Raw genomic sequence first — 24,103 nt, forward strand, 5'->3', positions numbered from 1 at the left:
TTGAAAATTTATTTCGTCCCGGCAGCAAAGCTTAAATGATCTGATAAATCATTATCATCCAAAGTGGATTAGTCGCATTAAAAAAGGTGTGGGAAAACCGGGGTTTACTTGCCGCGGTTAAGTACCTTGAACTCTTCATAGCAACTGCTTATGGCGTCCAGGATCTGGAGGTCGTTAGCCGTGGAGATAAAGGATTTTGAATAGTTGCAGTTCGATAGGATATCATCAATATCCACTTTTTCAATTTGCAGTAATTCGGTAAGGGTCTCGCGATCAAACTTGGAAGCCAGGAGATTTCGGATCTCGTCGTCCTCTTTCATTTGCCTTAGTTTTCGCATTTGCCGCGGTTTTTTACCGAAAAGGTTCCGTAGCAGATCTGCCGGATTTAGTATGGCGCCTAAAACCTTGGTAACGGCTCCGGGACTTTTATTGCCGGCTTCGTAGCTTTTTGAAAGCCCTGAAATACTGTACTGATAAGCGGTGTTTATTGGCAGGTTCTTTACATCTATTTCCAGGTACCCGGTTAACTGATACGGCCTGATGACCACCTCCTCCAGGGCATAAGCCAATTCGGTAAGGGCGATCTTTGTATCCTTAAATTTGAACATGTCATTGGTGATCCGGATCTTTTGTGACTTGAATCCAAGATATGAGAAATACAGGGTGTCATTCACTGCGGCCTGAATAGAAAATTTACCTTCCTTATCCGTAATGGTTCCAATAACCTGGTTTAGATTCACAACGTGAACGCTTTCCATGGGCAGGTTGGATTGAGCGTTTATCACAAGAGCTTCAAAATCCCGTACAGCACCCTCCTTCTGCGGTTCCTGAGCGAATCCGAGAAGGCCAAGCATAACGAAAAGTAAACCAATGTATTTCTTCATGTAAGCAATAGACGATAAAATTACGAATAACGCAAAAAAATACGGCCAACAGCAGTTTTTAATATAGAATTAACTAAAAGAAACCGTCCCTCTTTTTGCTCCTTCTTTTACCGGGTTTTCCGCTCTGACCTTTAACCGGCTTAGCACCTCGTCTGCGGCCTTTACCGCGATCCCGCTGTCTGCGGCCTTTATCCTTACTCCTTCTTCCGGATCCAGGATTGGTTGAGATCTCTACGTTGACAAATCTGCCATCTACCTTAAAATCCGAAAAGGTCTGTAGTATAAACTCTCCGAGTTCTGCATCCGTATTGAAAAATGAAAAACTGTCTTTGACGTCTACTTTATAAATATCGTCCTTTTCAAGGCCTAAAGTAGCTCTTAGAAAGTCCTTTAAAGACATCCAATCATAGCCATCTCTTTCCCCTACGTTGATAAAATATCTCAAGGAACCATTACCGGAAAAATTGACCTCTACTTCCTTTTTACTTCCGTCTTTTCCGGAAGCCGTGCTGTTGAGGTCTTTGGTTCTACTGTAATAGTCGTAAAATCTACTGAACTCTACAGAAACGATCTTTTGAATTAAGGTCTCCTTATCCAATTCCCCCAGCAGGTCGTAAATGGCTGGAAGATAATCGTTGACATCTTCACTTATGGCCGTGTTTTTGATCTTGTTCGCCAGGTGATAAAGCTGAATTTCACAGATCTCAATACCTGAAGGGACTTTTTTTAGTATAAATTGCTGTTTGATCTTTTTTTCGATCGCTTTGATCTTCCGCAACTCACTCCTCGTAATGATAACCATGGAGATACCAGATTTTCCGGCCCTTCCCGTTCGACCGCTTCTATGCGTATAGGTCTCGATCTCGTCCGGTAGCTGATAGTTGATCACGTGAGTCACATCGTCCACATCTATACCCCTGGCGGCCACATCAGTTGCGACCAGAAGTTGGATCTGTTTTTTTCGGAAGGCATTCATCACCAGATCTCGCTGATTCTGACTGAGGTCTCCGTGTAATGCCCCGGCATTGTAGCCGTCTTCGATGAGTTTTTCCGCTACTTTTTGAGTATCTCTTTTGGTCCTGCAAAAAACTACTGAAAAAATACCCGGATTGGCATCTGCCAGTCTCTTTAATGCGGCATATCGGTCACGACTACCCACCTGATAGTATTCATGTCTTACCGTATCTACCCCTGAATTCTTTGCTCCAACGGTGATCTCCACCGGCTTATACATGAATTTTTTGGCGATACTTGCTACTTCCCTGGGCATAGTTGCAGAAAACAGCCAGGTAGATTTATCTTCCGGCGTATTGGAGAGGATGTCCTTAATATCCTCGTAAAAACCCATATTCAGCATTTCGTCCGCCTCATCCAGTACGCAGTACTCAATTTTTGAGATATTGACCAGGCCCCTGCCAATCATATCTTTGATCCGACCTGGAGTGGCCACGATGATCTGGGCTCCCCTTTTAATTTGTTTGGCTTGTTCAGTGATACTCGCCCCTCCGTATACGGCCACCACATTGAGACCCTTTACGTATTTGGAGTACAGCTGTAACTCATTGGTGATCTGAAGGCAAAGCTCCCTGGTGGGGGATAGGATCAGGCCCTGAGTGGTTCTGCTTTCACTGTTTAGTTTCTGAATAAGCGGAAAACCAAAGGCTGCGGTTTTACCTGTACCTGTTTGCGCGAGGGCGACGAGGTCTGTCTCTGCTTCCAGCAGGACGGGAATGGATTTTTCCTGTACTTCTGATGGAGTCTCGAACCCAAGATCGGAGACAGCATCCAGGAGGGCCTTATTTAGACCCAGCGCTTCAAATTTTGTCATAATAGTTATGGTAATTAATACCTAAATAGGCGTGTTACCTAGCCCGATGACCTTTATAACTATAGACTCAGCGCAACACATGCTATCCCAGCGGCTTACAATAAAGGCGCAAAGATACTGCTATTTATTGATATACTTCAGCTTTTTTAGATAAGTCACGAATTGTTGTAAGGCCCTGGCACGATGGCTGACCGTATTTTTGATTTCCAGAGGAAGCTCGGCGAAGGTCTTGTCAAAACCATCAGGTAGAAAGACAGGATCGTAACCAAACCCTTCTGATCCTCTCTTTTCCGTGGTGATAACTCCTTTAACCTCTCCTATAAAAGTCTTTTCCTCCTGTGGTAAATTCATGGCGATCACGGTGATGAAACTGGCCTTTCTGTTGGATTTTGACTCCAGATTTTCCAGGAGTTTGTCCATATTGTCATCTGCACTTCTGTGTTCCCCGGCATAGCGGGCCGTATGAACACCCGGAGCGCCATCCAAAGCTTCCACCATTAAACCGGTGTCGTCCGCAAAGCAAGGGTAGCCGTAGTTCTTTGCAACGTAGTTAGCCTTCAGCCAGGCGTTTCCTTCCAGGGTTGTCGCGGTTTCGGGAATCTCCTCTGTACAATTGATGTCCGCAAGGGAAAGAAGCCTTACAGATTTCGGGACCAGGAGTTTTACCTCTTTGAGTTTGTTGGGATTGTGCGTTGCAAAAACGAGATCCATGGAAATTTTAATTCGGGGGAAACGGGTTTTACGCTGTCAAAAATAGTAATTTTATTCCCGGTTTTTTTCTTTACTATGAGGTTGAAACTCCCACCTGCTGTTGTGTTACTGCTATTTGGATCGCTGATGTATCTTCTGGCGACTTTTCTGCCTTTTGGTTATTTCGACTTTTTTGGCAGGAATCTCCTGGTGAAGGCCTTATTGGTGTTAGGCGCGATTGTGGCTTTTATTGCGCTCATTCAGTTTTACAGGGCCAAAACCACGGTGGATCCCATGTCTCCTTCAAAGGCTTCGCGACTGGTGATGTCCGGAATTTACCGATTTAGCCGCAATCCAATGTATTTAGCCATGTTGTTGCTGTTATTGGCCTGGGGACTTAAGCTTGGAAACGCTTTCAACACCTTATTGGCTGCTTTATTTGTGGCATACATGAACAGGTTTCAGATCATTCCGGAAGAGGAAGCGCTTGGTAAGCTGTTTGGAAAACCTTATCAGCAGTACTGTTTAAAGGTAAGACGATGGTTTTAAAGATGTTATTTTGAAGTGACTCATCCTTAATGAATATTAGCTAAATAAGTAATATTTAAAAAAATTAGCAAAAATGCTTATAATTTTATATATTAGCACTTTAGCTTATTAATATGATTGCAGTTATTACAGGAGACATTGTGAATTCCCAGAGCCGTCCGGCATCTGAATGGATCCCCTTACTCAGGAATTATTTTTCCAGCATAGGGAAGACACCGACAGACTGGGAGATATACCGAGGCGATGAATTTCAGCTGAGGGTTCCTCCGGAAAACGCTCTTGAAATCGCTATTAGGATCAAAGCGATGATCAAAACAGTGAAAAACCTGGATGTACGCATTGGAATAGGGCTGGGGGAGGAGTCCTTTAAAGGTACAGGGGTTAGTGAGTCTAACGGTACCGCATACCAAAGGTCAGGGAAATCCCTGGAGCTCCTGAAGAACGAAAAGAACAAGCTCATGATCGCTACAGCAGACCAGGGCACAAACGACACTTTAAACCTGCTGTTTAAACTGGCCCTGGACTTTATGGACGATTGGAGCACGGTTTCCGCGGAGATTGTAAACCTGGCCCTGGAACAACCACAGGCCTCGCAAAAGCAGATCGCGAAGCAACTGAATATTCAGCAATCCGCCGTAAGCCAAAGGCAGAAGAGGGCCCGTTTAGACCTGGTTCAGGAACTGTTGACTTATTACGCGAAAAGAATGAAAAACAAAGATTTATGATTCTATTCATCAAACTCATACTGGCTCATCTCATCGGAGATTTTATGTTGCAACCCCTGCGTTGGGTAATACACAAAGAATCCAGGAAAATAGCCTCTGGTTTCCTGTATCTCCACATTGGGATTCACTTTGTGCTCATGCTACTACTGTTATGGGACCTCAGTTTCTGGAAGCTGGCGGCCATCATTGCGGTTTCCCATTATCTCATAGACCTGGCAAAACTCTACGCAAGCCCATGGTTTAGAAATCGGACCATACCATTTCTGCTGGATCAGTTTGCCCATATTGCAGTGCTGTACTGTGTGGCATTCTACGGCAATCTTTGGGAACACACCCAACAGTGGATACAACAACTGGATTGGGCCCTGGTGACCGCCCTTGTATTTGTAACTTACCCCTCTGCGATTATTATGGGCAAATTACTGGAAAACATGTCTGACCAGATAGTGCTGGACCATAAATCTCTTCCCAATGCCGGTAAATATATCGGGATTATCGAAAGACTCTTCGTGCTGATATTCATTATAATGGATAGATGGGAGGCCATTGGGCTCTTAATTGCGGCCAAATCTGTTTTCAGATTTAATGACCTTAAGGATAGCAATAACCGTAAGTTAACGGAATACATTCTGATAGGGACGCTGATGAGCTTTGGCTTTGCCATGCTCGCCGGATTGGCCTATACACACCTTTAAAACCTTTTAATACCTGACCATGAAAACATTTGGGGCCTTATTATTGCTTTTACTGATCGTCGCCTGTGCGGAAAACAAAAAACCGGAGCAAAAATCCATATCATACCAAGCCTGGCCGGAGGCCAAAGCCTGGGAATGGTATAAGGATCAACCCTGGCTGGTCGGGACGAATTTTAATCCAAGCACATCCATCAACCAACTGGAATTTTGGCAATCCGATACTTTTGATTCCCTGACTATAGACAGGGAATTGTCCTGGTCTGCGGATCTGGGCATGAACCTACACCGGGTATACCTTCATAACCTATTGTGGGATCAGGATTCTATTGGTTTTCTGAAACGCCTGGAAAGCTATCTTACCATAGCTGATAAATACCAGATAAAAACCATGTTCGTATTGCTGGACGATGTTTGGCATCCGGTACCCGTTCTGGGAAAACAACCGGACCCAGCACCACATGTACACAATTCCGGCTGGGTGCAGGCCCCGGGTGCGGAAATCCTTGGAGACAGCACCCGACATGATGAACTTGAGAACTACGTTAAAGGGGTAGTAAGTCATTTTGCCAATGACCAGCGGGTCCTTGTCTGGGACATCTACAATGAACCGGACAATGTTGCCGGACAAGAAGGCCGAGCTTCCCTGGAAGTTGAGAACAAGCAGCTTTACAGTTTGGCATTACTGAAAAGGGTAGTGAAATGGGTAAGGGAAGTTAATCCGGATCAACCGATCACCACAGGGATCTGGAGAGGGAATATCGATCATTGGGGAATTCCGGACAGTCTTCCGGCCCTGGACCGCTATATGCTGGAAAATTCCGATGTGATCTCCTTCCACGCCTATGATGGGGATCTGAAAAACGTAAACAAAAAGATAGAGGCACTAAAGACCTATGGCAGACCTCTGCTTTGCACTGAATACCTGGCCAGGGGAGTAGGGAATAGCTTTGAAAAACTACTTCCAGTATTTAAGGATAACAAGATCGCGGCGATCAACTGGGGGTTGGTGTCCGGAAAATCCAATACCATCTACCCCTGGAAGAGTTGGGATTCTACCTTTACCGGAGAACCGGAAGTCTGGCACCACGATATTTTTAGGGCAGACGGAAGTCCCTTCTCCGAGGAAGAGGTCCTGTTTATCAAAGAAATTATCGCCGGAGAATCGAACTAATTCATTTCCAGGAGCTTTCATTACGGCAATTCTTACTGATTAATCACAGCTAAAACTTCTTTTGTACGGATTGTAACAGTTTCTTGGATCCGGCGACTTTTTGTGCATAATGCACTTGCGAGACTGAATTAATTTTTAATTTTACAGCTTAATTTTTAAAGAACGCAGCAGTGGGAAGAAAGTATGTGTTTGATTTTGACAGCACGCTTACCAGGGTAGAGGCCCTGGATGTTTTGGCTGAAATGACGCTTCAGGGAAAATCGAACAGAGATGAAGTGATCAACGAGATCCAGAAGATCACCAATCTGGGGATAGACGGCGATATTTCCTTTACCGAGTCCCTGGAAAGGCGTATCCGTCTTCTAAAAGCGCACAAAGACGACCTTGATGGGCTGGTAGGTGAGTTGCGACAAAAAATATCAAAATCCATAGAATCCAATAAAGAGTTTTTTGAGAAGTTCTCAGATGATATCTACGTGATATCATGTGGCTTTAAAGAATTCATCGATCCTATTGTTGCCGAATACAATATACCTTCGGATAGGGTCTATGCGAATACCTTTGAGTTTGATGATGAAGGAAATATTATTGGCTTTGATGAAGCCAATCCCTTAGCCTCACACAATGGAAAGATAGAATGTCTCAAGCAATTGGATCTTGATGGGGAGGTACAGGTCATAGGGGATGGTTACAGTGATTATGTGATGCGGGAAGCCGGGATCGCCCATAAATTTTTTGCCTACACAGAGAATGTTCATCGTGATAAAGCGGCGAACAACGCGGATCACGTAACACCTAACCTGGATGAATTCCTTTTTGTCAATGATCTGCCCCGGAATATTTCCTACCCCAAGAACCGAATTAAGATCCTTCTCCTGGAAAATGTACATCCGGCTGCCTTCGATAACCTATCGGAAGATGGATTTGCGGTAGAACTTGTTAAACACAGTCTTTCGGAGGATGAACTCATCGAAAAGATCAAGGGGGTGCATGTTTTGGGAATACGATCTAAAACCCAGGTTACCCAAAGGGTTTTAGATGCCGCCAACAAGCTGTTGGTGGTTGGAGCGTTTTGTATAGGTACTACTCAGATAGACCTCGACTACTGCAAGAAAAAAGGGGTCGTGGTTTTCAATGCGCCTTACAGCAATACACGTTCTGTGGTGGAATTGGCCATCGGACAGATCATCATGCTCATGCGTAATGTCTTCCCGAGAAGTACTGAGATCCATTCCGGAAAATGGAATAAGACCGCTATTAACTCTCGTGAGATAAGGGGCAAGAACCTTGGGATTATCGGATACGGAAACATAGGGAAACAACTTTCTGTGCTGGCCGAGGCCATGGGGATGAGGGTTTACTATTACGATGTTGACGAAAAACTGGCTCTAGGTAATGCGGTGCAATGCCAGTCACTGGAAGACCTGTTAAACGTATCGGACGTGGTTTCCCTGCATATAGATGATAACAAGGCGAACGAAAACTTCATCGGGGAACGGGAGATCAATCAGATGAGGGACGGAGCAATGCTTCTCAACCTTTCAAGGGGGTTTGTGGTGGATATTCCTGCTTTGGTTGAAGCCCTGAAAAGCGGAAAGCTCTCCGGTGCTGCAGTGGATGTATATCCCGAGGAACCCAGGAGCAATGGTGCCTTCGAGACTGAGCTTCAAGGCTTGTCCAATGTCATCTTAACACCCCATGTGGGAGGTAGTACAGAGGAAGCTCAACGAAACATAGCGGATTTTGTACCTAACAAGATCATGGATTATATCAACTCCGGAAACACGGTGGATGCTGTGAATTTCCCCAATATACGTCTGCCCAAACAGGTTAACGCGCATCGTTTCCTCCATATTCACAGAAATGTACCCGGTATCATGGCCAACATCAATGAGGTGCTCGCCAAGTTCGAGATGAATATTACCGGTCAATACCTGTCTACGGATAATGAAGTCGGTTATGTGATCACTGATCTGGATAAGGAATACAACAAAGAAGTTATCCGAGCCCTTAAGCAGGTAGAACACACCATTAAGTTTAGGGTGCTGTATTAATTTCCGTGATGATAGGGTTCATTTCTCAGGATGGTCATGGCCCTGTACATTTGTTCTACGGCAAATAAACGGATCATTTGATGGGAGAAGGTCATTTTAGACAGGCTTAGCTTTCCTGATGCAGCCTGGTATACCTCTTCGCTAAATCCATAGGGCCCACCAATAGCAAAAACAAGTCGTTTAAGCCCGGAATTCATTTGTTGTTGCAGGAATTGAGCAAATTCAACGGAATTATACTGTTTGCCCCGTTCATCCAGCAGCAAAAGCCTGTCCCCTGCCTGCACACGACTAAGCAAAAGTTGCCCTTCTTTCTGCTTTTGCTGGATCTCAGACAGATGCTTGGTGTTTTTGATATCCGGCAGAACCTCCATTTCAAAACGGAGATAGTGGCTTAGGCGCCTGATGTAGTCGTCCGTCAGGGATTGGAGTTCAGAGCGGTCTGTTTTGCCTATAGTGATTAGTTTAATGTTCATGCCTCAAAGTTATCATTTTCGCTTTGTTCAAGTTCTTCAGTGGCGGATGTTTTTAGTAATTTCGTTCCCATAAGAATTCAAAATGATCAGTGAATCACAATTCAAGCAGGAAATAGATCTGATAATTGAGAATGCCATTCGTGAAGATGTGGGGGATGGAGATCACAGTTCTCTGGCCTGCATACCTGAAACCGCCAGAGGAAAGGCTAAATTACTGGTAAAAGACGAAGGGATCATTGCCGGAGTGACCTTTGCAAGTCAGGTTTTTGCCTATGTGGACCCGGAAATGGAAATAGAAGTACTCATAGAAGATGGTAGTCCGGTAAAATATGGGGATATTGTTTTTTATGTCAGTGGAAGCTCTCAAAGTATACTTAAGGCGGAGCGACTGGTCCTGAATGCCATGCAGCGAATGAGCGCTATAGCTACAAAGACAAGGGATTTCGTAAACCTACTCGAAGGTACTGGCACCAGGATACTCGATACCAGGAAAACCACACCCGGCATAAGAGCTTTGGAGAAATGGGCGGTAAAGATCGGGGGTGGAGAGAACCATCGTTTTGCGCTTTACGACATGATCATGCTTAAAGACAATCACATCGATTTTGCCGGAAGCATTGGAGGAGCCATTGCGAAAACAAAAAAGTATTTGAAGGATACCGGCAGGGATCTCAAGATCATAGTTGAAGCCAGGAATCTGGACGAGGTTCAGCAAATATTGACAGCAGGTGGCGTTTACAGGATATTGCTGGATAATTTCAACTATGAGGATACCCGCCGTGCCGTAGAACTGATAGGAGATCAATGCCTTACAGAATCCTCTGGTGGGATCAATGAAAAAACGATCAGAAAATATGCGGAATGCGGGGTAAACTACATATCGTCCGGAGCGCTTACCCATTCCGTGTACAATAAGGACCTAAGCCTTAAAGCAGTCTAGATGGCGCTAAGCATAGAGGAAAGATTAAAAAAGGTGCCCGTAGTTAACTGGATTATCGCGGCGCTTAGAAATATAAGACTTTCGGCATTCGAAGGCCTTTCCCTCTATGATATAGTCGCTATGTATATCCGGGGAATCGTGCGGGGCGCCGTTTCTACCAGGGCAAGTGCCATAGCTTTTAGCCTGTTCCTGGCGCTCTTTCCCTTATTGATCTTCCTGATTACCCTGGTTCCCTATATCATTCAGTATATCAGCGTGGGCAACGAAAATTTTGACGCTCAATTCCTCGCCTTCCTGGAGTCGTTCCTGCCAACCGCAACCAACGAATATTTTGGGGAGGTCTATCAGCAAATAAAGGACCAAAAACGCGGGGGGTTGTTGTCTTCCGCTTTTCTGATCTCTATTTTCCTAATGGCAAATGGGGTGAATTCCATTTTCGGTGGCTTTGAGAACTCTTATCACATTGAACTTACGAGGAATTTTTTCAAACAATACGCCTACGCCCTGATGGTGGGTCTTATACTCTCGATCCTGCTTATAGCCGGAGCTGTTACCTATGTGTATTTTGAATTTTATGTTTTGAGCTACCTCAACGATTTTGCAGCTCGAACCGGGGGATATATTCCCGATGAAGGTGAGATCTTCGGAGCGCAATTGGGGAAGGTGTTGTTTTTTATCCTACTGAGCTACCTTACTACAGCCATACTGTATTATTTTGGTACCGCCGAGGGGAAACAAGCCCGGTTTTTCTCCTATGGAGCTCTGATGACGACCTTATTATTTTTACTGACCTCGTATCTGTTCGGGGTTTATATTGATAAGTTTGCACGATACAACGAGCTATACGGAGCTCTTGGGGGCTTATTGATTTTAATGGTCTATATCTGGCTAAATTCGAATATTTTGCTGCTGGGCTTTGAGCTCAATGCCACTCTGAATTATTTAAAAAAAAGTATCAAAAATGAGTTTCAAAAAAAATAGTGTCTTCTTACTACTGGCGTTTTTGTCCCTGAGCTTTTCAGTAAATGCTCAAAGCATTTTCGGAAGGTGGAAAACCATAGATGATAAGACCGGAAAACCCAAAGCCATCGTTCATATTTACAGGCAGCAAGGGAAGATGTTCGGAAAGATTGAAAAGGTGCTGGAAAAGAATAGGCAAAATGCGGTCTGTAAGAAATGTGAGGGAGATAAGAAAGACCAACCCATAGTCGGTCTGGAGATCATGGCCGGATTAGTAAAGAACGGGGAGGGGGAATGGAAAGGTAAAAACCTGCTGGATCCGGAAAGCGGAACTACCTATCGTTGCAAAATATGGCTGAACCCCAAGGATCCTAATGAATTAATGGTAAGGGGCTATATCGCGTTTTTATATCGTACCCAGACCTGGATCAGGGCGAAGGAGTAATATGGATTATTATGTAGATGTTATACTACCCATACCCCTAAAGCAGTCGTTTACCTATCTCATCAACGCTGCCGAAGCAAGTTTTCTTAAGAAAGGAATGCGGGTAGCGGTTCCCTTTGGCAAATCAAAGATCTATACCGCAATAGTTCAGGACGTTCATACTGTACCCCCGCAAGCCTATGAGGCCAAGGAGATACACGAGATCCTGGATGAACAACCCATTGTTTTACCGGTTCAAACCAGGCATTGGGAATGGATTGCCAGCTATTATCTCTGTACCCTGGGAGAAGTTATCCGCAGCGCGCTTCCAGGTGCTTTTTTGCTGGAGAGCGAAACATTGATCCTAAAAAAGACCGGGGCCACAGTTGATGAAATGGAGTTAAAGGATGATGAATTCCTGGTGTGGGAAGCCTTGCATCATCAGTCAGCACTTAAGATCAATGACATTATTGAAATAGCGGGCAAGAAAACCATTTTACCCTTACTTCACAGACTGCTGAACAAAGGAGCAATTCAATTGAAAGAGGAACTCTATGAGCAGTATCGGCCAAAGCTGGTACGCTATGTAAAGTTGGCGGCGAGATACGACAATGAGGAGGCGCTTCAGCTTTTGCTTGAAGCGTTGAAACGGGCTCCAAAACAAAGCAGGGCCGTACTGTCTCTCTTTCAATTACAGGCTGAGACCAGAAAACCGGTTAAGACCACCGACCTGGAGAAAGAGAGTCAATCTTCAAGGGCCGTTATTAAGGTGCTTATTGACAAGGGGGTGCTGGAAGAATACCATATCCGGGTAGACAGGGTTAGCCATGCGGATCCTGACGGAGATTCCAAACTCCAACAGCTCAATGAAGATCAGCAGACCGCATTGAATGATATAAAAAGGAGCTTTAGCGATAATAAAGTTTGCTTGCTGCACGGGGTTACTTCCTCCGGAAAAACACAGGTCTATATGCACCTGATAGCCCAAACCCTGGCCCAGGGAAAACAAGTGCTTTACCTCTTACCTGAAATTGCCCTGACCACCCAGTTGATCTCAAGGTTGAGCACTTACTTTTCAACTAAGATTTCCGTATACCATTCTAAATACAGCATGAATGAACGGGTAGAAGTATGGAACAATGTACTGCGCGGATCAGAAAAGGCGAGTTTGGTAGTAGGGGCCAGGTCTGCCTTATTCCTGCCCTTTAAAGACCTTGGTCTGATCATCGTAGACGAGGAACACGACGGTAGCTTTAAACAATTTGATCCGGCCCCGAGATATCACGCCAGGGATGCAGCCATTGTTTTAGGGAGCTTACATGGCAGTCAGATCTTACTTGGCTCGGCAACACCCAGCATTGAGAGCTACTACAACGCCCAATCCGGGAAGTACGGCTATTCCAAAATAGACAGACGCTATGGAAATGTACTTATGCCTGATATTGAACTGGTGGATATCAAGGAACAGTCGCGCAAAAAGCGCATGAAAGGTCATTTTTCCGAACGACTAAGAGAAGAGATCACAGAGACCCTTAACGAAGGTGAGCAGGTGATCCTTTTTCAAAATCGAAGGGGCTACGCGCCAATTGTAGAATGTACTACCTGCGGACATTCACCGCAGTGCCCCAACTGCGATGTTAGTCTAACCTTTCACAAACACCGCAATCAGCTTAGATGCCATTACTGCGGACATCACAAGGCCTTTGAACCGGATTGTCCGGCTTGTGGCAGCTTTACCCTGGATACCAAGGGATTTGGTACGGAACAGGTAGAGCAGGAACTCAGAGAACTGTTTCCTGAGGCGGTAGTGGGCAGGATGGACCTGGACACCACACGAGGCAAAAATTCCTATGCCAAAATAATTCACGCCTTTGAAAATCAGGAGATGGACATCCTTGTAGGTACACAAATGGTGACCAAAGGACTGGATTTTCGGAATGTAAACCTGGTAGGGATCATGAATGCGGATAGTTTGCTTAATTTTCCCGACTTCAGGGCCCATGAACGCTGTTATCAGTTGTTGACCCAGGTGGCGGGCCGGGCTGGAAGAACAAAGAAGCGGGGGAAGGTCATCGTACAAACCTATAATCCTTATCACCAGATATTGAAACAGGTTTCCACTTCGGATTACGAGCAGATGTATGCGGAACAGTTATATGAAAGGGAGTTATATCGGTATCCTCCAAAGAATCGCTTAATACGGATAACCTTCAGGCACCGGGAGTACAACAGGCTCAACGAGGCTGCCTCCTGGTTTGTCCAGGCCCTGAAACAAGTATTGAATTCGGAGGTGTTGGGTCCGGAATTCCCTCCCATTGCCAGGATCCGCAATCAGTATGTTAAGAATGCTCTGATTAAAATAGGGGTAGGGCAGTCTGCCGCAAAAACGAAAAATAGCATTAAAAGAATTGAAAAATCCTTTAATGCTATTTCCCAGTACAGAAGCGTCAGGGTCATCTACAATGTAGATCACCTTTAGGCTTTAGACATTGCTCAGAGCTTCTGCAAGTTCTGTTTTCTTATTTCTGCTCAACGGGATGGACCTTCCGCTTACCTCTACGTTCTTACTGTTGAACTTTTCGATCTTCTCCAGGTTCACAATATAGGATTTGTGAATACGCAGGAACTTATCTTCAGGCAATTGCTTCTCAAAGGCTTTCATCGTAGACAGTATCACGATATTGGCTTCGTCTGTAACTAATTTGATATAGTCTCCCAAAGCTTCTATCCATTTAATGTCGTTGAGGATAACTTTTCGCTTCTTGAGGTTGCTTTTTACGAAAATATGCTCTTCGTCCTCATTCACCTTATGCATTTGCTCGTATTTGACAACGGCTCTTTTAACAGAGGCGTCAAAACGGGCCATGGTGATAGGCTTGTGCAGGTAGTCAGTCACATCGTAATCAAATGCTTTAAGCGCGTAATCTGGTTTTCCGGTGATTAAGATAACCTGTGGACGGTTTTCAAGAGATTCAAGTAAGTCAAAGCCATTGATGATCGGCATCTCAACATCGAGAAAGATAAGATCTATTTCGTTGTTTTTGATACCATTTTTAGCTTCAATAGCATTGCTATACTCTGCAACTAAGGCTAGATTTGGATGATTATTCACCAACTTCGCAACTGCCATTCGCTGCATTGATGAATCATCAACAACAATACTTCTTAATTTCATAAAGGGTTGATTTGTGGGGTTAAATCATCGACAAAATACTGAAAAAACACGGTCAACTGCAACAAAAGTTGTAAACATTGCATTAAATCCTGTATCGTTGGCGACGAACATAAGTTTAAAGTTTAAGGTTAAGTTCAATTATGATATGTTCCTATAACGAAGATTTTTTCGTTTTCTTGTGATTCGAACTAATAATTATTACTTTTGCGCTCCAAAATTAAAAATAAGTATATGAATCATTACGAAACTGTTTTCATTTTAAATCCCGTTCTATCAGATACTCAGATAGAGGAAACAGTAAAGAAATTCGAGGATTTCTTAAGTAAGAAAGGGGCCACAATGGTCTCTAAAGAAAATTGGGGGCTAAAGAAACTGGCTTACCCGATTCAGCACAAAAAAAGTGGTTTTTACCACTTATTTGAATTTACTGCACCTGGAGAGGTAATTGCACCTTACGAGCAAGAGTTCAGAAGAGATGAGCGCGTTATGCGTTTCCTAACTGTAAAGTTAGACAAGCACGCTATTGAGTGGGCAGAAAAAAGAAGAACAAAACTAAAAGCTAAAGCGTAAGAAAGATGGCAACATTACAGCAACAGGCAAAAGGTAAAAAAGACGGTGAGATCAGATATCTGACACCGCTTAATATAGAGACCAACAAACAGAAGAAGTATTGTCGTTTCAAAAAGTCCGGTATCAAATACATAGACTATAAAGATCCGGATTTCCTGATGAAACTGGTCAATGAACAAGGTAAGTTACTGCCAAGAAGGCTTACAGGTACTTCGTTGAAATATCAAAGAAAAGTGGCCCAGGCGGTAAAACGCGCACGTCATTTGGCATTGATGCCTTATGTGGGAGATTTGTTAAAGTAAAAAGGAGCGTATCATGGAACTTATATTGAAAGAAGACGTACAGAACCTTGGTTTCAAGGACGACGTGGTAAAAGTTAAGAACGGATACGGCAGAAATTACCTTATCCCTCAGGGTCTGGCTACTTTGGCTACACCTTCAGCAAAAAAAGTACTGGCTGAAAACCTGAGACAAAAAGCCCATAAGGAAAAGAAGATCATTGACGAGGCGAACAAAACCGCTGAAGCACTTAAACAGCTGGAGGTTAAGATACCTGCTAAAGTTGGTACGGCTGACAAATTGTTCGGATCAGTTACCACTATTGATCTCGCTGCCGCCCTGGAAAAAGAGGGACACGAAATTGATAAGAAGTATATCAGTATCAAAGGTGGTGCCGTTAAAAGAACAGGACCTTACGAAGCACAGATCAGGCTTCACAGGGAAGTAATTGTTGAATTTCCTTTTGAAGTGGTCGCTGAGAAAAAGTAACGACAAAAAAAATCGTTAATAACTTCAAAGAGCTATGCGTGCATAGCTCTTTTTTTATGCTATATTTACCCACTTGTATAAAACTAATTCAACACGCACTTAAACTCTATGAAAACTAGATTACTCCTAATCATTGCCCTTGTGTTCTCCGGGGCTGTGGCAGTTGCGCAGGTGACCACATCAAACATCAGGGGAACAGTTTCAGACGATCAGAATGCACCATTACTCGGTGCTAACGTAGTGGCGATCCATACACCCACAGGTACAAAGTATGGAGCCATTACCAACGAAGATGGAAGGTTTAACCTTCTTAACCTACGTGTAGGCGGACCCTATGAGGTTACCATTTCTTATGTTGGTTTTACCACTCAAACACAAAATGACGTTTTCCTTAGTCTTGGTAAGACCTTCAATCTGGAGGTTACCATGGTTTCTGAGAGTCAGGCCCTGGAAGAGGTAGTAGTGGTCTCAGATCGCGGTGGAACTTTTGGTAGCGACCGAACCGGTGCGGAAACCAGTGTTGGAAGGCGGGAGCTGACCAGATTACCGACTATCACCCGATCTACAAATGATTTTACCCGTTTGGAACCTACGGCAAGTGCGGGTTCCTTCGGAGGACGAAATGACCAGTTTAATAACTTCTCCCTGGATGGAGCAATTTTCAATAACCCTTTTGGACTGGATGCTGCTCAACCCGGTGGACAAACGGAGTCCAATCCGATTTCGATTGATGCCATTGATCAGATCCAGGTGACAACCGCGCCCTACGATGTTACCCAATCCGGTTTTACCGGGGCCTCGGTTAACGCGGTGACTAAAAGTGGTACTAACGAGTTTTACGGGACTGTGTACGGTTTCTTCCGGAACGAAGACCTCACCGGAGGTAAGATCAAGGGAGACGATGTGTTTAAGGCCGATCTTAGCCAGACCCAATACGGTATAAGTATAGGTGGCCCTATCGTTAAGAATAAATTATTCTTCTTCGCCAACTTTGAACGGGATGAAAGGACGGATCTTGGCTCTGCCGGTTTTGTACCCAATAGAAATGCCGGTACTATCAATGAATCCCGGGTGCTGGCTTCGGACTTTGAACTCGTAGACAATATACTTCGTCAGGTGATGATAGGGCCTGGAGAGTTTTACGATCCGGGAAGGTTTGAAGGTTTCAATTTTGACCAGGAATCCAGTAAGGGGATCTTTAAGCTCGACTGGAATATCAATGAAAAGAACCGGCTCGCGATTATTTACAACTTTTTGGATGCCTCTAAGGAAAAGCCCGCGCACCCAACAGCCTTGGGTATAAGAGGACCTAATCTGGCCACTCTGCAGTTTGAGAACGCCGGGTATCAAATCAACAATAGAATACAATCGGTACAGATAGAATTGAATTCAACCCTGTCCGATGAGGCTATCAACAAATTGCAGGTAGGTTATACGCATTTTGACGATTTCAGGAATCCGAAGTCCACACCTGCACCGGCAATTACGCTACTGGACGAAACCGGGAGTTCTAATTATATCATAGCCGGACACGAGCCTTTCTCCATCAACAACAGATTGGATCAAAAGGTATTTCAGTTGACGAATAACCTGAATTTCTTCAAAGGAGATCACACCTTTACCGTGGGCTTCTCTTTTGAAAAATTCCAGTTTGACAATTCCTTTAATTTGGGAGTTTACGGAGCTCAGGGAACATTTTTTCCAACAGGTTCCATAGCGGATTTCAGGGATCCTACCAACGAGGCGGCCCTGGTTGCTTTCTATCAGGATGCTATCAGTGGTGCTATAGCCGCTAACCGATCTCTGGAGGCTAACGGAGAAGGAAATGCAGGAGGCTGGGCCCTGGCAGAGACCAATGTCGGTCAGTTGGCCTTCTATGTACAGGACGAGTGGAATATCCTTGAGAATTTTAAACTTACTTACGGAATTCGATTTGACAAGCCATTGTATTTCGATTCTTCGGATAAAGCACAAGATGTGATCGATGTAGCCCCTGCCGTAGTACCCGGGGTTCCCTATTTTGATCCTGAAACTGGTGAAGATGTTTTCTTTGATTCCACTCAACTACCCACCAACGACTTTTTGATTTCGCCCAGGGTAGGTTTCAATTGGGATGTTCACAATGACAATACCCTACAGATAAGAGGTGGAACGGGGATCTTTACAGGTCGTTTCCCCTTTGTTTGGTTGGGGAACCAGATTGCAAATCCAAATATTTTCTTTCTTACACCCGTTGATCCTGATTATCAGTGGCCACAGGTATGGCGAACAAGTCTGGGAGCTGATTACCGCTTCGACAATGGCCTGATCCTTACCGCGGATATTTCTTATACCAGTGATATCAACGGACCTCATGTCCAGAACTGGGGATTACGCCCTCCGACAGAGACCCTCATTGGAGTGGATAACCGTCCGGTTTATGCGGACAGTGATCGGGGAGACAATGCTTACGTCTTTACAAATTCAGACAAGGGAAGGATCTTCAATGCGGTACTGAAAGCGCAAAAGACTTTTGATAACGGATTGTATACCAGTTTGGCCTATAGCTACCTGGATTCCAAAGATGTTAACTCTATTGAAGCAGAGATCACCAGTGACGCCTTTGACGGAAATGCGATTTCAGGCAACGCTAATGACGATGTACTCTCGCATTCAAGATACGGAGACACCCACAGATTCGTTGGGGTAATTTCCAAAGCCTTTAAAACCGGGACTACAATCTCTACATTCTTTGAATATGCCCAGGGCGGAAGGTTCAACCATTTGGTTGCCGGAGACCTGAACAACGATGGAGTGGCTTCAAGAAGTAACGATTTACTGTATATTCCAACCGCTTCAGAGATCAGCCAGATGAATTTCAGTGGACCGGGTCAGGCAGAAGCCTTTGAAGCATTCATTCAGCAGGATGATTATCTGAGCAAGAACAGAGGAAGTTACGCGGAGCGCTACGGCGCTTTGGCTCCATGGAGAGGACGATGGGATCTAAAGATCCTACAGGATATTAAATTCGGTAGCAAGAATACCTTACAGCTCAGCCTGGATGTGCTCAACGTTGGTAATCTTATCTCCTCAGACTGGGGTATTGTAGAGATCCCGACCAATACAGAGATTCTAAGCGTTAGCTTCCCAAGGGATATGGATGGGAATATCACCAGTTTTGATCCCACCTATACTTTTGACCCGAACTTGACGAGCACATTTAGCCCCAACACGGATCTTGTATCCAGATGGCAGGCTCAATTTGGAGTCAGGTATATTTTTAATTAGAAAGATAAAAACCCTAATTTTGCACTGCCTTCCGATAGCCGTCGGGAGGCAGTGTTTTTTTATCGATTGGAAAGATTGCAAAAAATAAGGAGTTGAAGTATCAAAGACTAACAAGGGAGCAACTTGCCGAACTGCAGCAGGAGTTCATAAACTTCCTGGCTACGCAATCCATTACTGCGGAGGAATGGGCAAAGATAAAGGAAGAAAAGCCGCATGTGGCTGAGGAAGAACTGGACGTATTCAGCGATTTGGTCTGGGAGGGAGTATTGAGAAACGTTAACTATCTTGAAAATATCTCGGCGGATCATATGCACCTTTTTCACCTGGCTGAAAAAGAAATGCGGCTGATCTCTGTGAAGGTGATGAATCCTGAAGTTGATCTCAGAAGTACGGAAGGTTTCGGCTGGTTCAAGAAGAACTGGCAATCAGATTATGTTGAGTATCTCACGGCTTCCAAGGCATATACGGAAGACCGGAATAAGGATAAATTTGAGCTTATACAGCAAGGAGCGGTGATCACCAAAGGGGAATTGTTCAAATGGTTTGATAACATCATAGAATAAACGATATTTGTCCGAACATTTTGAAAATGCTCCTACGTACCGGTCTTGGTCTTCGAACCGAGTGAGAAGGTATTTGAGCTCTAAACTTATAGAAGTTCAAATACCTTATTATATCTAATTGGCACAAAAACCTTCCATACCTAAGGGCACCAGAGATTTTTCACCGGCAGAAGTTGCCAGACGGAATTACATCACAGGCATCATCAAAAAACATTTTGAGCGATTTGGCTTTCAACCCATAGAGACCCCCTCCTTTGAAAACTTTGATACCCTGATGGGTAAATATGGAGACGAAGGGGACCGGTTGATATTTAAGATCCTGAATTCCGGGGACTTTATTAGTAAGGTGGATGATATTACCTATAGTTCTAAAAAGTCGAGTTCCATTTTGCCAAAGATTTCAGACCGCGCCCTTCGCTACGATCTTACGGTACCTTTTGCAAGATATGTGGTCATGCATCAGAACGAAATTGACTTCCCGTTTAAACGCTATCAGATCCAGCCTGTTTGGAGGGCAGATAGACCCCAGAAGGGCAGGTTCAGGGAGTTCTACCAGTGTGATGCGGATGCAGTAGGAGCAAATTCGCTTTTGCAGGAAGTAGAGTTTATTCAATTGTACGACGCGGTTTTTACGGAACTGGGTCTTAGCGGAGTAACCATCAAATTGAATCACAGAAAGATCCTTAGCGGTATGGCTGAAATTATCGGGGCAAGGCACTTGCTGGTAGATTTCACTGTAGCTTTGGATAAGTTGGATAAGATCGGAGAGCAGGGAGTGATCCAGGAAATGAAGGATAAGGGAATTTCTGAGAATGCTATAAAAAAAGCGGCTCCGCTTTTTTCGCTATCCGGCACTAATGCGGAGAAACTGAATGTTCTGGACAGCTTTTTAGAAGGTTCGGAAATAGGAATTGAGGGTGCCCTGGAATTGAGTAAGATCATTAATATGCTGGAGAAGCTGGAATTGCAATCCACGAAACTCACTATGGATGTAACCCTTGCCAGGGGACTGAATTATTATACCGGAGCGATATTTGAAGTTGCTGCACCGGAAGGCATAGCTATGGGCTCTATAGGTGGCGGTGGAAGATATGACGATCTTACCGGTATCTTTGGGCTTAAGGATGTAAGTGGTGTTGGTATCTCATTTGGTCTTGACCGGATTTACCTGGTTCTGGAAGAACTGGGTCTTTTCCCGGAATCCCTGGATCAATCCATTGACGTGCTTTTTGTCAATTTCGGGGAGGAGGAGGCCCTGGCGGCTTTAACTCTGGTTAGCCGATTGAGGACTGCGGGTATCAAGGCTGATCTTTACCCTACCAACGCTAAAACCCAAAAGCAATTCAAATACGCCAACAACCGGAAGGTGCCCTTTGTCTCGCTTTTGGGTGCGGAAGAATTGAAAGCAAAGACATTTGCCGTAAAGAATATGAGCAGCGGAGAACAGATCTCCTATTCCTGGGATGACTTAGACGAGTTCATCAAAACGCTATAAGCGTTGTTTAATTGATCTTATAACCTGCTTGTAATAGGCCACCTCATGTGGCACGTATTTTTGTGGGTTAGCCAGGCCCCAAACCTCTTCAGCCAGTTGCATGAGTGGGACGAGATCAAGGGACTCTACCTCACTTTGCTGTTTTCTCAAGGAACTTAAAGGTACTTTGAGCTCAGCTAAAAAGGTATGGTGAAATTCAAAATCGATCAGATCTTCACGGTGTTCGTGATAGGATTTGAAGACACCTATGGGCTCGAGATCTGCTTCGGAGATCTTTAATCCTATTTCTTCCTGGGTTTCTCTAACCGCAGATTCTCTGGCTTCCTCTCCTGCACCTATATGACCGGCCACTGACACATCCCACAGTAAAGGATGGGTATCTTTATGCTCACCTCTTTGCTGAAGCAGTACCTGCCCGTTTGCGGTATAAAACCAGATATGAACCGTAGGATGAGGCCAGCCCTTCTTATGCGCCTCCGACTTCATGGCAGTTTTTCCCGTGGGTCGGCCGTTCTCATCCAGTATGTCGATAAGCTCGTCCATGGGAGATCTTGCCTATCCTGATAGGGTCAGGAATTAATCGAAATAACTAAAAGTCTCTCCCTCTTTAATGGAAAGAAGGGTCTCGTAGATCAAACGAATGACGTTTTCCACATCTTCCTTATGCACGGTCTCTACGGTAGTATGCATATAACGCAGAGGTAAGGAGATAAGTGCAGAGGCCACTCCACCATTGCTGTAGGCAAAAGCATCTGTGTCCGTACCGGTAGACCTGGATGCCGCAAGCCTCTGGAAAGGGATCTTCTTGGCTTCAGCAGTTTCTATGATGCGTTCCCTCAATTTGTTCTGGACAGCTGGGGCATACGAGATAACAGGACCTGCTCCAAGTTCCGTATGGCCCTGTTTCTTTTTATTGATCATGGGAGTTGTGGTGTCATGGCAGACATCGGTGATGATAGCTACATCTGGTTTGATGGTTTGGGTGATCATTTCTGCACCTCGCAAACCGATCTCTTCCTGGACGGAATTGGTGATGTAAAGTCCGAAAGGCAGTTCTATTTTGTTTTGATGGAGGAGTCTGGCTACTTCTGCTATCATAAATCCTCCGGCCCGGTTATCGATCGCCCGGCACACAAACTTATTGCCATTCAGAATGTGAAACTCATCCGGATAGGTAATGACACAGCCCACATGAACGCCTAGTTTTTCCACTTCAGCTTTGTCTTTCGCTCCTACATCGATAAAAATATTATCCAGCTTAGGGGGTTCTTCCTTCGCACGGTCCCTGGTGTGTATAGCAGGCCATCCGAAAATCCCTCTGACAATCCCCTTTTTAGTATGGATATTGACCCATTTGGACGGTGCGATCTGGTGATCACTTCCCCCATTGCGGATCACATAGAGCAGTCCGTCATCGGTAATATAATTTACGTACCAGGAAATTTCATCTGAGTGACCTTCAATAACTACCTTGTACTTAGCATCCGGATTAATAACTCCAACGGCAGTGCCGTAAGTATCGGTAATAAAAGTGTCTACATAGGGTTTCAGATAATTCATCCACAGCTTTTGCCCTTCCCATTCATAGCCAGTGGGAGCAGCGTTATTGAGGTATTTTTCGAAAAAATCAAGAGATTTTTTGGTAATGATCTGCTTTGCGCTCATCTAAGTTTGTTTTAGCTGCAAACTTAGCAATATTCACTTTTATTTAATAATAGACTCGCATGTTTATCGTTAATTTTGGCAGGGGTTTTGCGCTTTAAATCCTATATTCGTGCCCTGTTTTATAGACGATCGGATATGGTAATCAGGCATTATCTCTGCCTATCGGATCTTAATCTTAAGTATGAAGATGTTGAGCGGATGAAGCGGTTTTTAATTTTTGTGATTTGCGGTTTCTCTTTGGGTTGGGCTACAGCTCAGGTAAAAGAGCAGCCCCTGGATTCCATTGCTGAAAAGCTCATCATCGTTGAAGGGGATTCTATTTTCAGGAATTCAATTGCCCTGGATGAAGTTTATATCTTTAGTAAGCTGGAATTCGGTTCATACAAAGAGAAGTTGCGTTACTACATACTCAGGCGCAAGACGATCAAGGTCTATCCCTATGCAAAACTGGCAGCGGAAAGGTTGGTAGAACTTAATGACAGTTTGGGAAAGATCAAGTCCAGACGAAAGCGAAAACGCTATACCCGTCACGTTCAAAAGTACATAGAGGAGGAGTTCTCCGAAGAACTTAAAAAACTGACCCGCACTGAGGGTCAGATCCTGGTAAAACTGATCTACCGTCAGACCGGCAAGACCGCCTTCAATTTGGTAAAGGAATTACGCAGTGGCTGGCGTGCCTTCTGGTATAATACAACTGCAAGACTTTTTAAGATCAGTATAAAGGAGGAATACCATCCGGAAAGCATACACGAAGACTACCTTATTGAAGATATCCTTCAAAGGGCCTTTGCCTCTAAAAGATTGGAGCGACAGGAGTCTGTTCTCGATTATGACTATGCTTCGCTGACCAATAAATGGAGTAAAATGGAGAAGCAAAAAAAATAGTTGCGCAAACCATTTAATTCTATTAAATTTACTATCCTTTTTTTGCGATTAAATTGAGCAAGAAACTCGTACCTAGCGAGTTAAAAATAAGGCTCAAAAAAAAGTCATAAAAAACTTAAAAATTTTGGTTGCAATTTAAAAAAGTCCTCTATATTTGCACCCGCTTTTAGAGTGATGCGCTTTGGAGGCGAGAAAGAATAGAAAAAGGTTCATTGACATATTGGCAGACAGCGTTACTATTGCAGGATTGATCTTGTAATAGGAACAGGCCTTAAAAAGGTTAAAGTATTAAAGAATTAAGGACCGAATAAATGGGTTGGGG

The 24,103-nt window shown here is 44.3% G+C and carries 23 protein-coding genes; 16 read left to right on the forward strand and 7 right to left on the reverse strand.

What is annotated here, in order from left to right:
• Positions 1–104 precede the first annotated feature (104 nt).
• The 3 genes from GTQ38_RS06850 to GTQ38_RS06860 all read right to left on the reverse strand — a co-directional run bounded on the left by GTQ38_RS06850 (position 105) and on the right by GTQ38_RS06860 (position 3,423).
• Positions 105–884, reverse strand: coding sequence for a carboxypeptidase-like regulatory domain-containing protein (locus GTQ38_RS06850; RefSeq protein ID WP_161434720.1), 780 nt, complete (start codon positions 882–884; stop codon positions 105–107).
• A gap of 73 nt (positions 885–957) precedes the next feature.
• Positions 958–2,712 carry a DEAD/DEAH box helicase gene (locus GTQ38_RS06855; RefSeq protein WP_161434721.1) on the reverse strand — a complete coding sequence of 585 codons (1,755 nt, stop codon included), beginning with the start codon at positions 2,710–2,712 and terminating at the stop codon, positions 958–960.
• A 120-nt stretch (positions 2,713–2,832) separates the two neighbouring features.
• Positions 2,833–3,423 carry a non-canonical purine NTP diphosphatase gene (locus GTQ38_RS06860; protein WP_161434722.1) on the reverse strand — a complete coding sequence of 197 codons (591 nt, stop codon included), beginning with the start codon at positions 3,421–3,423 and terminating at the stop codon, positions 2,833–2,835.
• Positions 3,424–3,498: 75 nt separating this feature from the next.
• Between GTQ38_RS06860 and GTQ38_RS06865 the strand changes: the two genes are divergently transcribed.
• The 5 genes from GTQ38_RS06865 (at position 3,499) to serA (ending at position 8,596) form a co-directional block, all read left to right on the forward strand.
• Positions 3,499–3,951 (forward strand): methyltransferase family protein, encoded by a 453-nt coding sequence (locus GTQ38_RS06865; RefSeq protein WP_161434723.1) that lies wholly within the window; start codon positions 3,499–3,501, stop codon positions 3,949–3,951.
• A gap of 113 nt (positions 3,952–4,064) precedes the next feature.
• Entirely contained in the window at positions 4,065–4,676 is a 612-nt protein-coding gene (locus GTQ38_RS06870; RefSeq protein WP_161434724.1) for a SatD family protein, read from the forward strand.
• Positions 4,673–5,371, forward strand: coding sequence for a DUF3307 domain-containing protein (locus GTQ38_RS06875; protein WP_161434725.1), 699 nt, complete (start codon positions 4,673–4,675; stop codon positions 5,369–5,371). Before GTQ38_RS06870 ends, GTQ38_RS06875 begins: the two co-directional genes overlap by 4 nt.
• Positions 5,372–5,390: 19 nt before the next feature.
• Positions 5,391–6,542, forward strand: a complete 1,152-nt coding sequence (locus GTQ38_RS06880) for a cellulase family glycosylhydrolase (RefSeq protein ID WP_161434726.1) — start codon at positions 5,391–5,393, stop codon at positions 6,540–6,542.
• Positions 6,543–6,712: 170 nt separating this feature from the next.
• Positions 6,713–8,596: a phosphoglycerate dehydrogenase gene (gene serA, locus GTQ38_RS06885; RefSeq protein WP_161434727.1), complete on the forward strand. Its 1,884-nt coding sequence runs from the start codon at positions 6,713–6,715 to the stop codon at positions 8,594–8,596.
• On the opposite strand, the gene rlmH is transcribed toward serA, so the two are convergent.
• Positions 8,593–9,069, reverse strand: a complete 477-nt coding sequence (rlmH, locus tag GTQ38_RS06890) for a 23S rRNA (pseudouridine(1915)-N(3))-methyltransferase RlmH (RefSeq protein ID WP_161434728.1) — start codon at positions 9,067–9,069, stop codon at positions 8,593–8,595. The genes serA and rlmH overlap by 4 nt on opposite strands.
• Positions 9,070–9,151: 82 nt before the next feature.
• Here rlmH and nadC point away from each other — a divergent pair, with 82 nt between their 5' ends.
• Genes nadC through priA form a run of 4 tightly spaced genes read left to right on the forward strand, consistent with a single transcriptional unit; the run spans position 9,152 to position 13,872 of the window.
• Positions 9,152–10,009 (forward strand): carboxylating nicotinate-nucleotide diphosphorylase, encoded by an 858-nt coding sequence (gene nadC, locus GTQ38_RS06895; RefSeq protein WP_161434729.1) that lies wholly within the window; start codon positions 9,152–9,154, stop codon positions 10,007–10,009.
• Complete coding sequence (locus tag GTQ38_RS06900; RefSeq protein ID WP_161434730.1) at positions 10,010–10,990, forward strand: YihY/virulence factor BrkB family protein; 981 nt, start codon at positions 10,010–10,012, stop codon at positions 10,988–10,990. It abuts the gene before it with no gap.
• Positions 10,971–11,414, forward strand: a complete 444-nt coding sequence (locus tag GTQ38_RS06905; RefSeq protein ID WP_161434731.1) for a DUF2147 domain-containing protein — start codon at positions 10,971–10,973, stop codon at positions 11,412–11,414. Before GTQ38_RS06900 ends, GTQ38_RS06905 begins: the two co-directional genes overlap by 20 nt.
• 1 nt (position 11,415) lies before the next feature.
• Positions 11,416–13,872: a replication restart helicase PriA gene (gene priA / locus GTQ38_RS06910; RefSeq protein ID WP_161434732.1), complete on the forward strand. Its 2,457-nt coding sequence runs from the start codon at positions 11,416–11,418 to the stop codon at positions 13,870–13,872.
• Positions 13,873–13,875: 3 nt separating this feature from the next.
• Here the strand turns inward: priA and GTQ38_RS06915 are convergent, their stop codons facing one another.
• Positions 13,876–14,568, reverse strand: a complete 693-nt coding sequence (locus GTQ38_RS06915; RefSeq protein ID WP_161434733.1) for a LytR/AlgR family response regulator transcription factor — start codon at positions 14,566–14,568, stop codon at positions 13,876–13,878.
• 231 nt (positions 14,569–14,799) lie between these two features.
• Between GTQ38_RS06915 and rpsF the strand changes: the two genes are divergently transcribed.
• From rpsF to hisS, 6 genes are all read left to right on the forward strand, one after another.
• Positions 14,800–15,138 (forward strand): 30S ribosomal protein S6, encoded by a 339-nt coding sequence (gene rpsF / locus GTQ38_RS06920; protein ID WP_161434734.1) that lies wholly within the window; start codon positions 14,800–14,802, stop codon positions 15,136–15,138.
• A 5-nt stretch (positions 15,139–15,143) separates the two neighbouring features.
• Positions 15,144–15,440: a 30S ribosomal protein S18 gene (rpsR, locus tag GTQ38_RS06925; RefSeq protein WP_129604536.1), complete on the forward strand. Its 297-nt coding sequence runs from the start codon at positions 15,144–15,146 to the stop codon at positions 15,438–15,440.
• A 13-nt stretch (positions 15,441–15,453) separates the two neighbouring features.
• Positions 15,454–15,906, forward strand: a complete 453-nt coding sequence (rplI, locus tag GTQ38_RS06930; RefSeq protein WP_161434735.1) for a 50S ribosomal protein L9 — start codon at positions 15,454–15,456, stop codon at positions 15,904–15,906.
• A 108-nt stretch (positions 15,907–16,014) separates the two neighbouring features.
• Positions 16,015–19,173, forward strand: coding sequence for a TonB-dependent receptor (locus GTQ38_RS06935; protein ID WP_161434736.1), 3,159 nt, complete (start codon positions 16,015–16,017; stop codon positions 19,171–19,173).
• Between the two features lie 92 nt (positions 19,174–19,265).
• The gene (locus tag GTQ38_RS06940) at positions 19,266–19,736 is read left to right on the forward strand and encodes a DUF6495 family protein (protein WP_161434737.1); all 471 of its coding nucleotides are present in this window, start codon (positions 19,266–19,268) and stop codon (positions 19,734–19,736) included.
• A 118-nt stretch (positions 19,737–19,854) separates the two neighbouring features.
• Complete coding sequence (hisS, locus tag GTQ38_RS06945) at positions 19,855–21,231, forward strand: histidine--tRNA ligase (RefSeq protein WP_161434738.1); 1,377 nt, start codon at positions 19,855–19,857, stop codon at positions 21,229–21,231.
• Here hisS and GTQ38_RS06950 read toward each other — a convergent pair.
• A complete protein-coding gene (locus GTQ38_RS06950) occupies positions 21,226–21,774 on the reverse strand; it encodes an NUDIX hydrolase (RefSeq protein ID WP_161434739.1) in 549 nt (182 codons plus the stop codon). The genes hisS and GTQ38_RS06950 overlap by 6 nt on opposite strands.
• A 33-nt stretch (positions 21,775–21,807) precedes the next feature.
• Positions 21,808–22,896 carry a M42 family metallopeptidase gene (locus GTQ38_RS06955; protein WP_161434740.1) on the reverse strand — a complete coding sequence of 363 codons (1,089 nt, stop codon included), beginning with the start codon at positions 22,894–22,896 and terminating at the stop codon, positions 21,808–21,810.
• A gap of 198 nt (positions 22,897–23,094) precedes the next feature.
• Here GTQ38_RS06955 and GTQ38_RS06960 point away from each other — a divergent pair, with 198 nt between their 5' ends.
• Positions 23,095–23,781: a DUF4294 domain-containing protein gene (locus tag GTQ38_RS06960; protein WP_161434741.1), complete on the forward strand. Its 687-nt coding sequence runs from the start codon at positions 23,095–23,097 to the stop codon at positions 23,779–23,781.
• The last annotated feature ends 322 nt before the right edge of the window (positions 23,782–24,103 follow it).

This window comes from Poritiphilus flavus, from assembly GCF_009901585.1.
In the GTDB taxonomy this organism is placed as follows: domain Bacteria; phylum Bacteroidota; class Bacteroidia; order Flavobacteriales; family Flavobacteriaceae; genus Poritiphilus; species Poritiphilus flavus.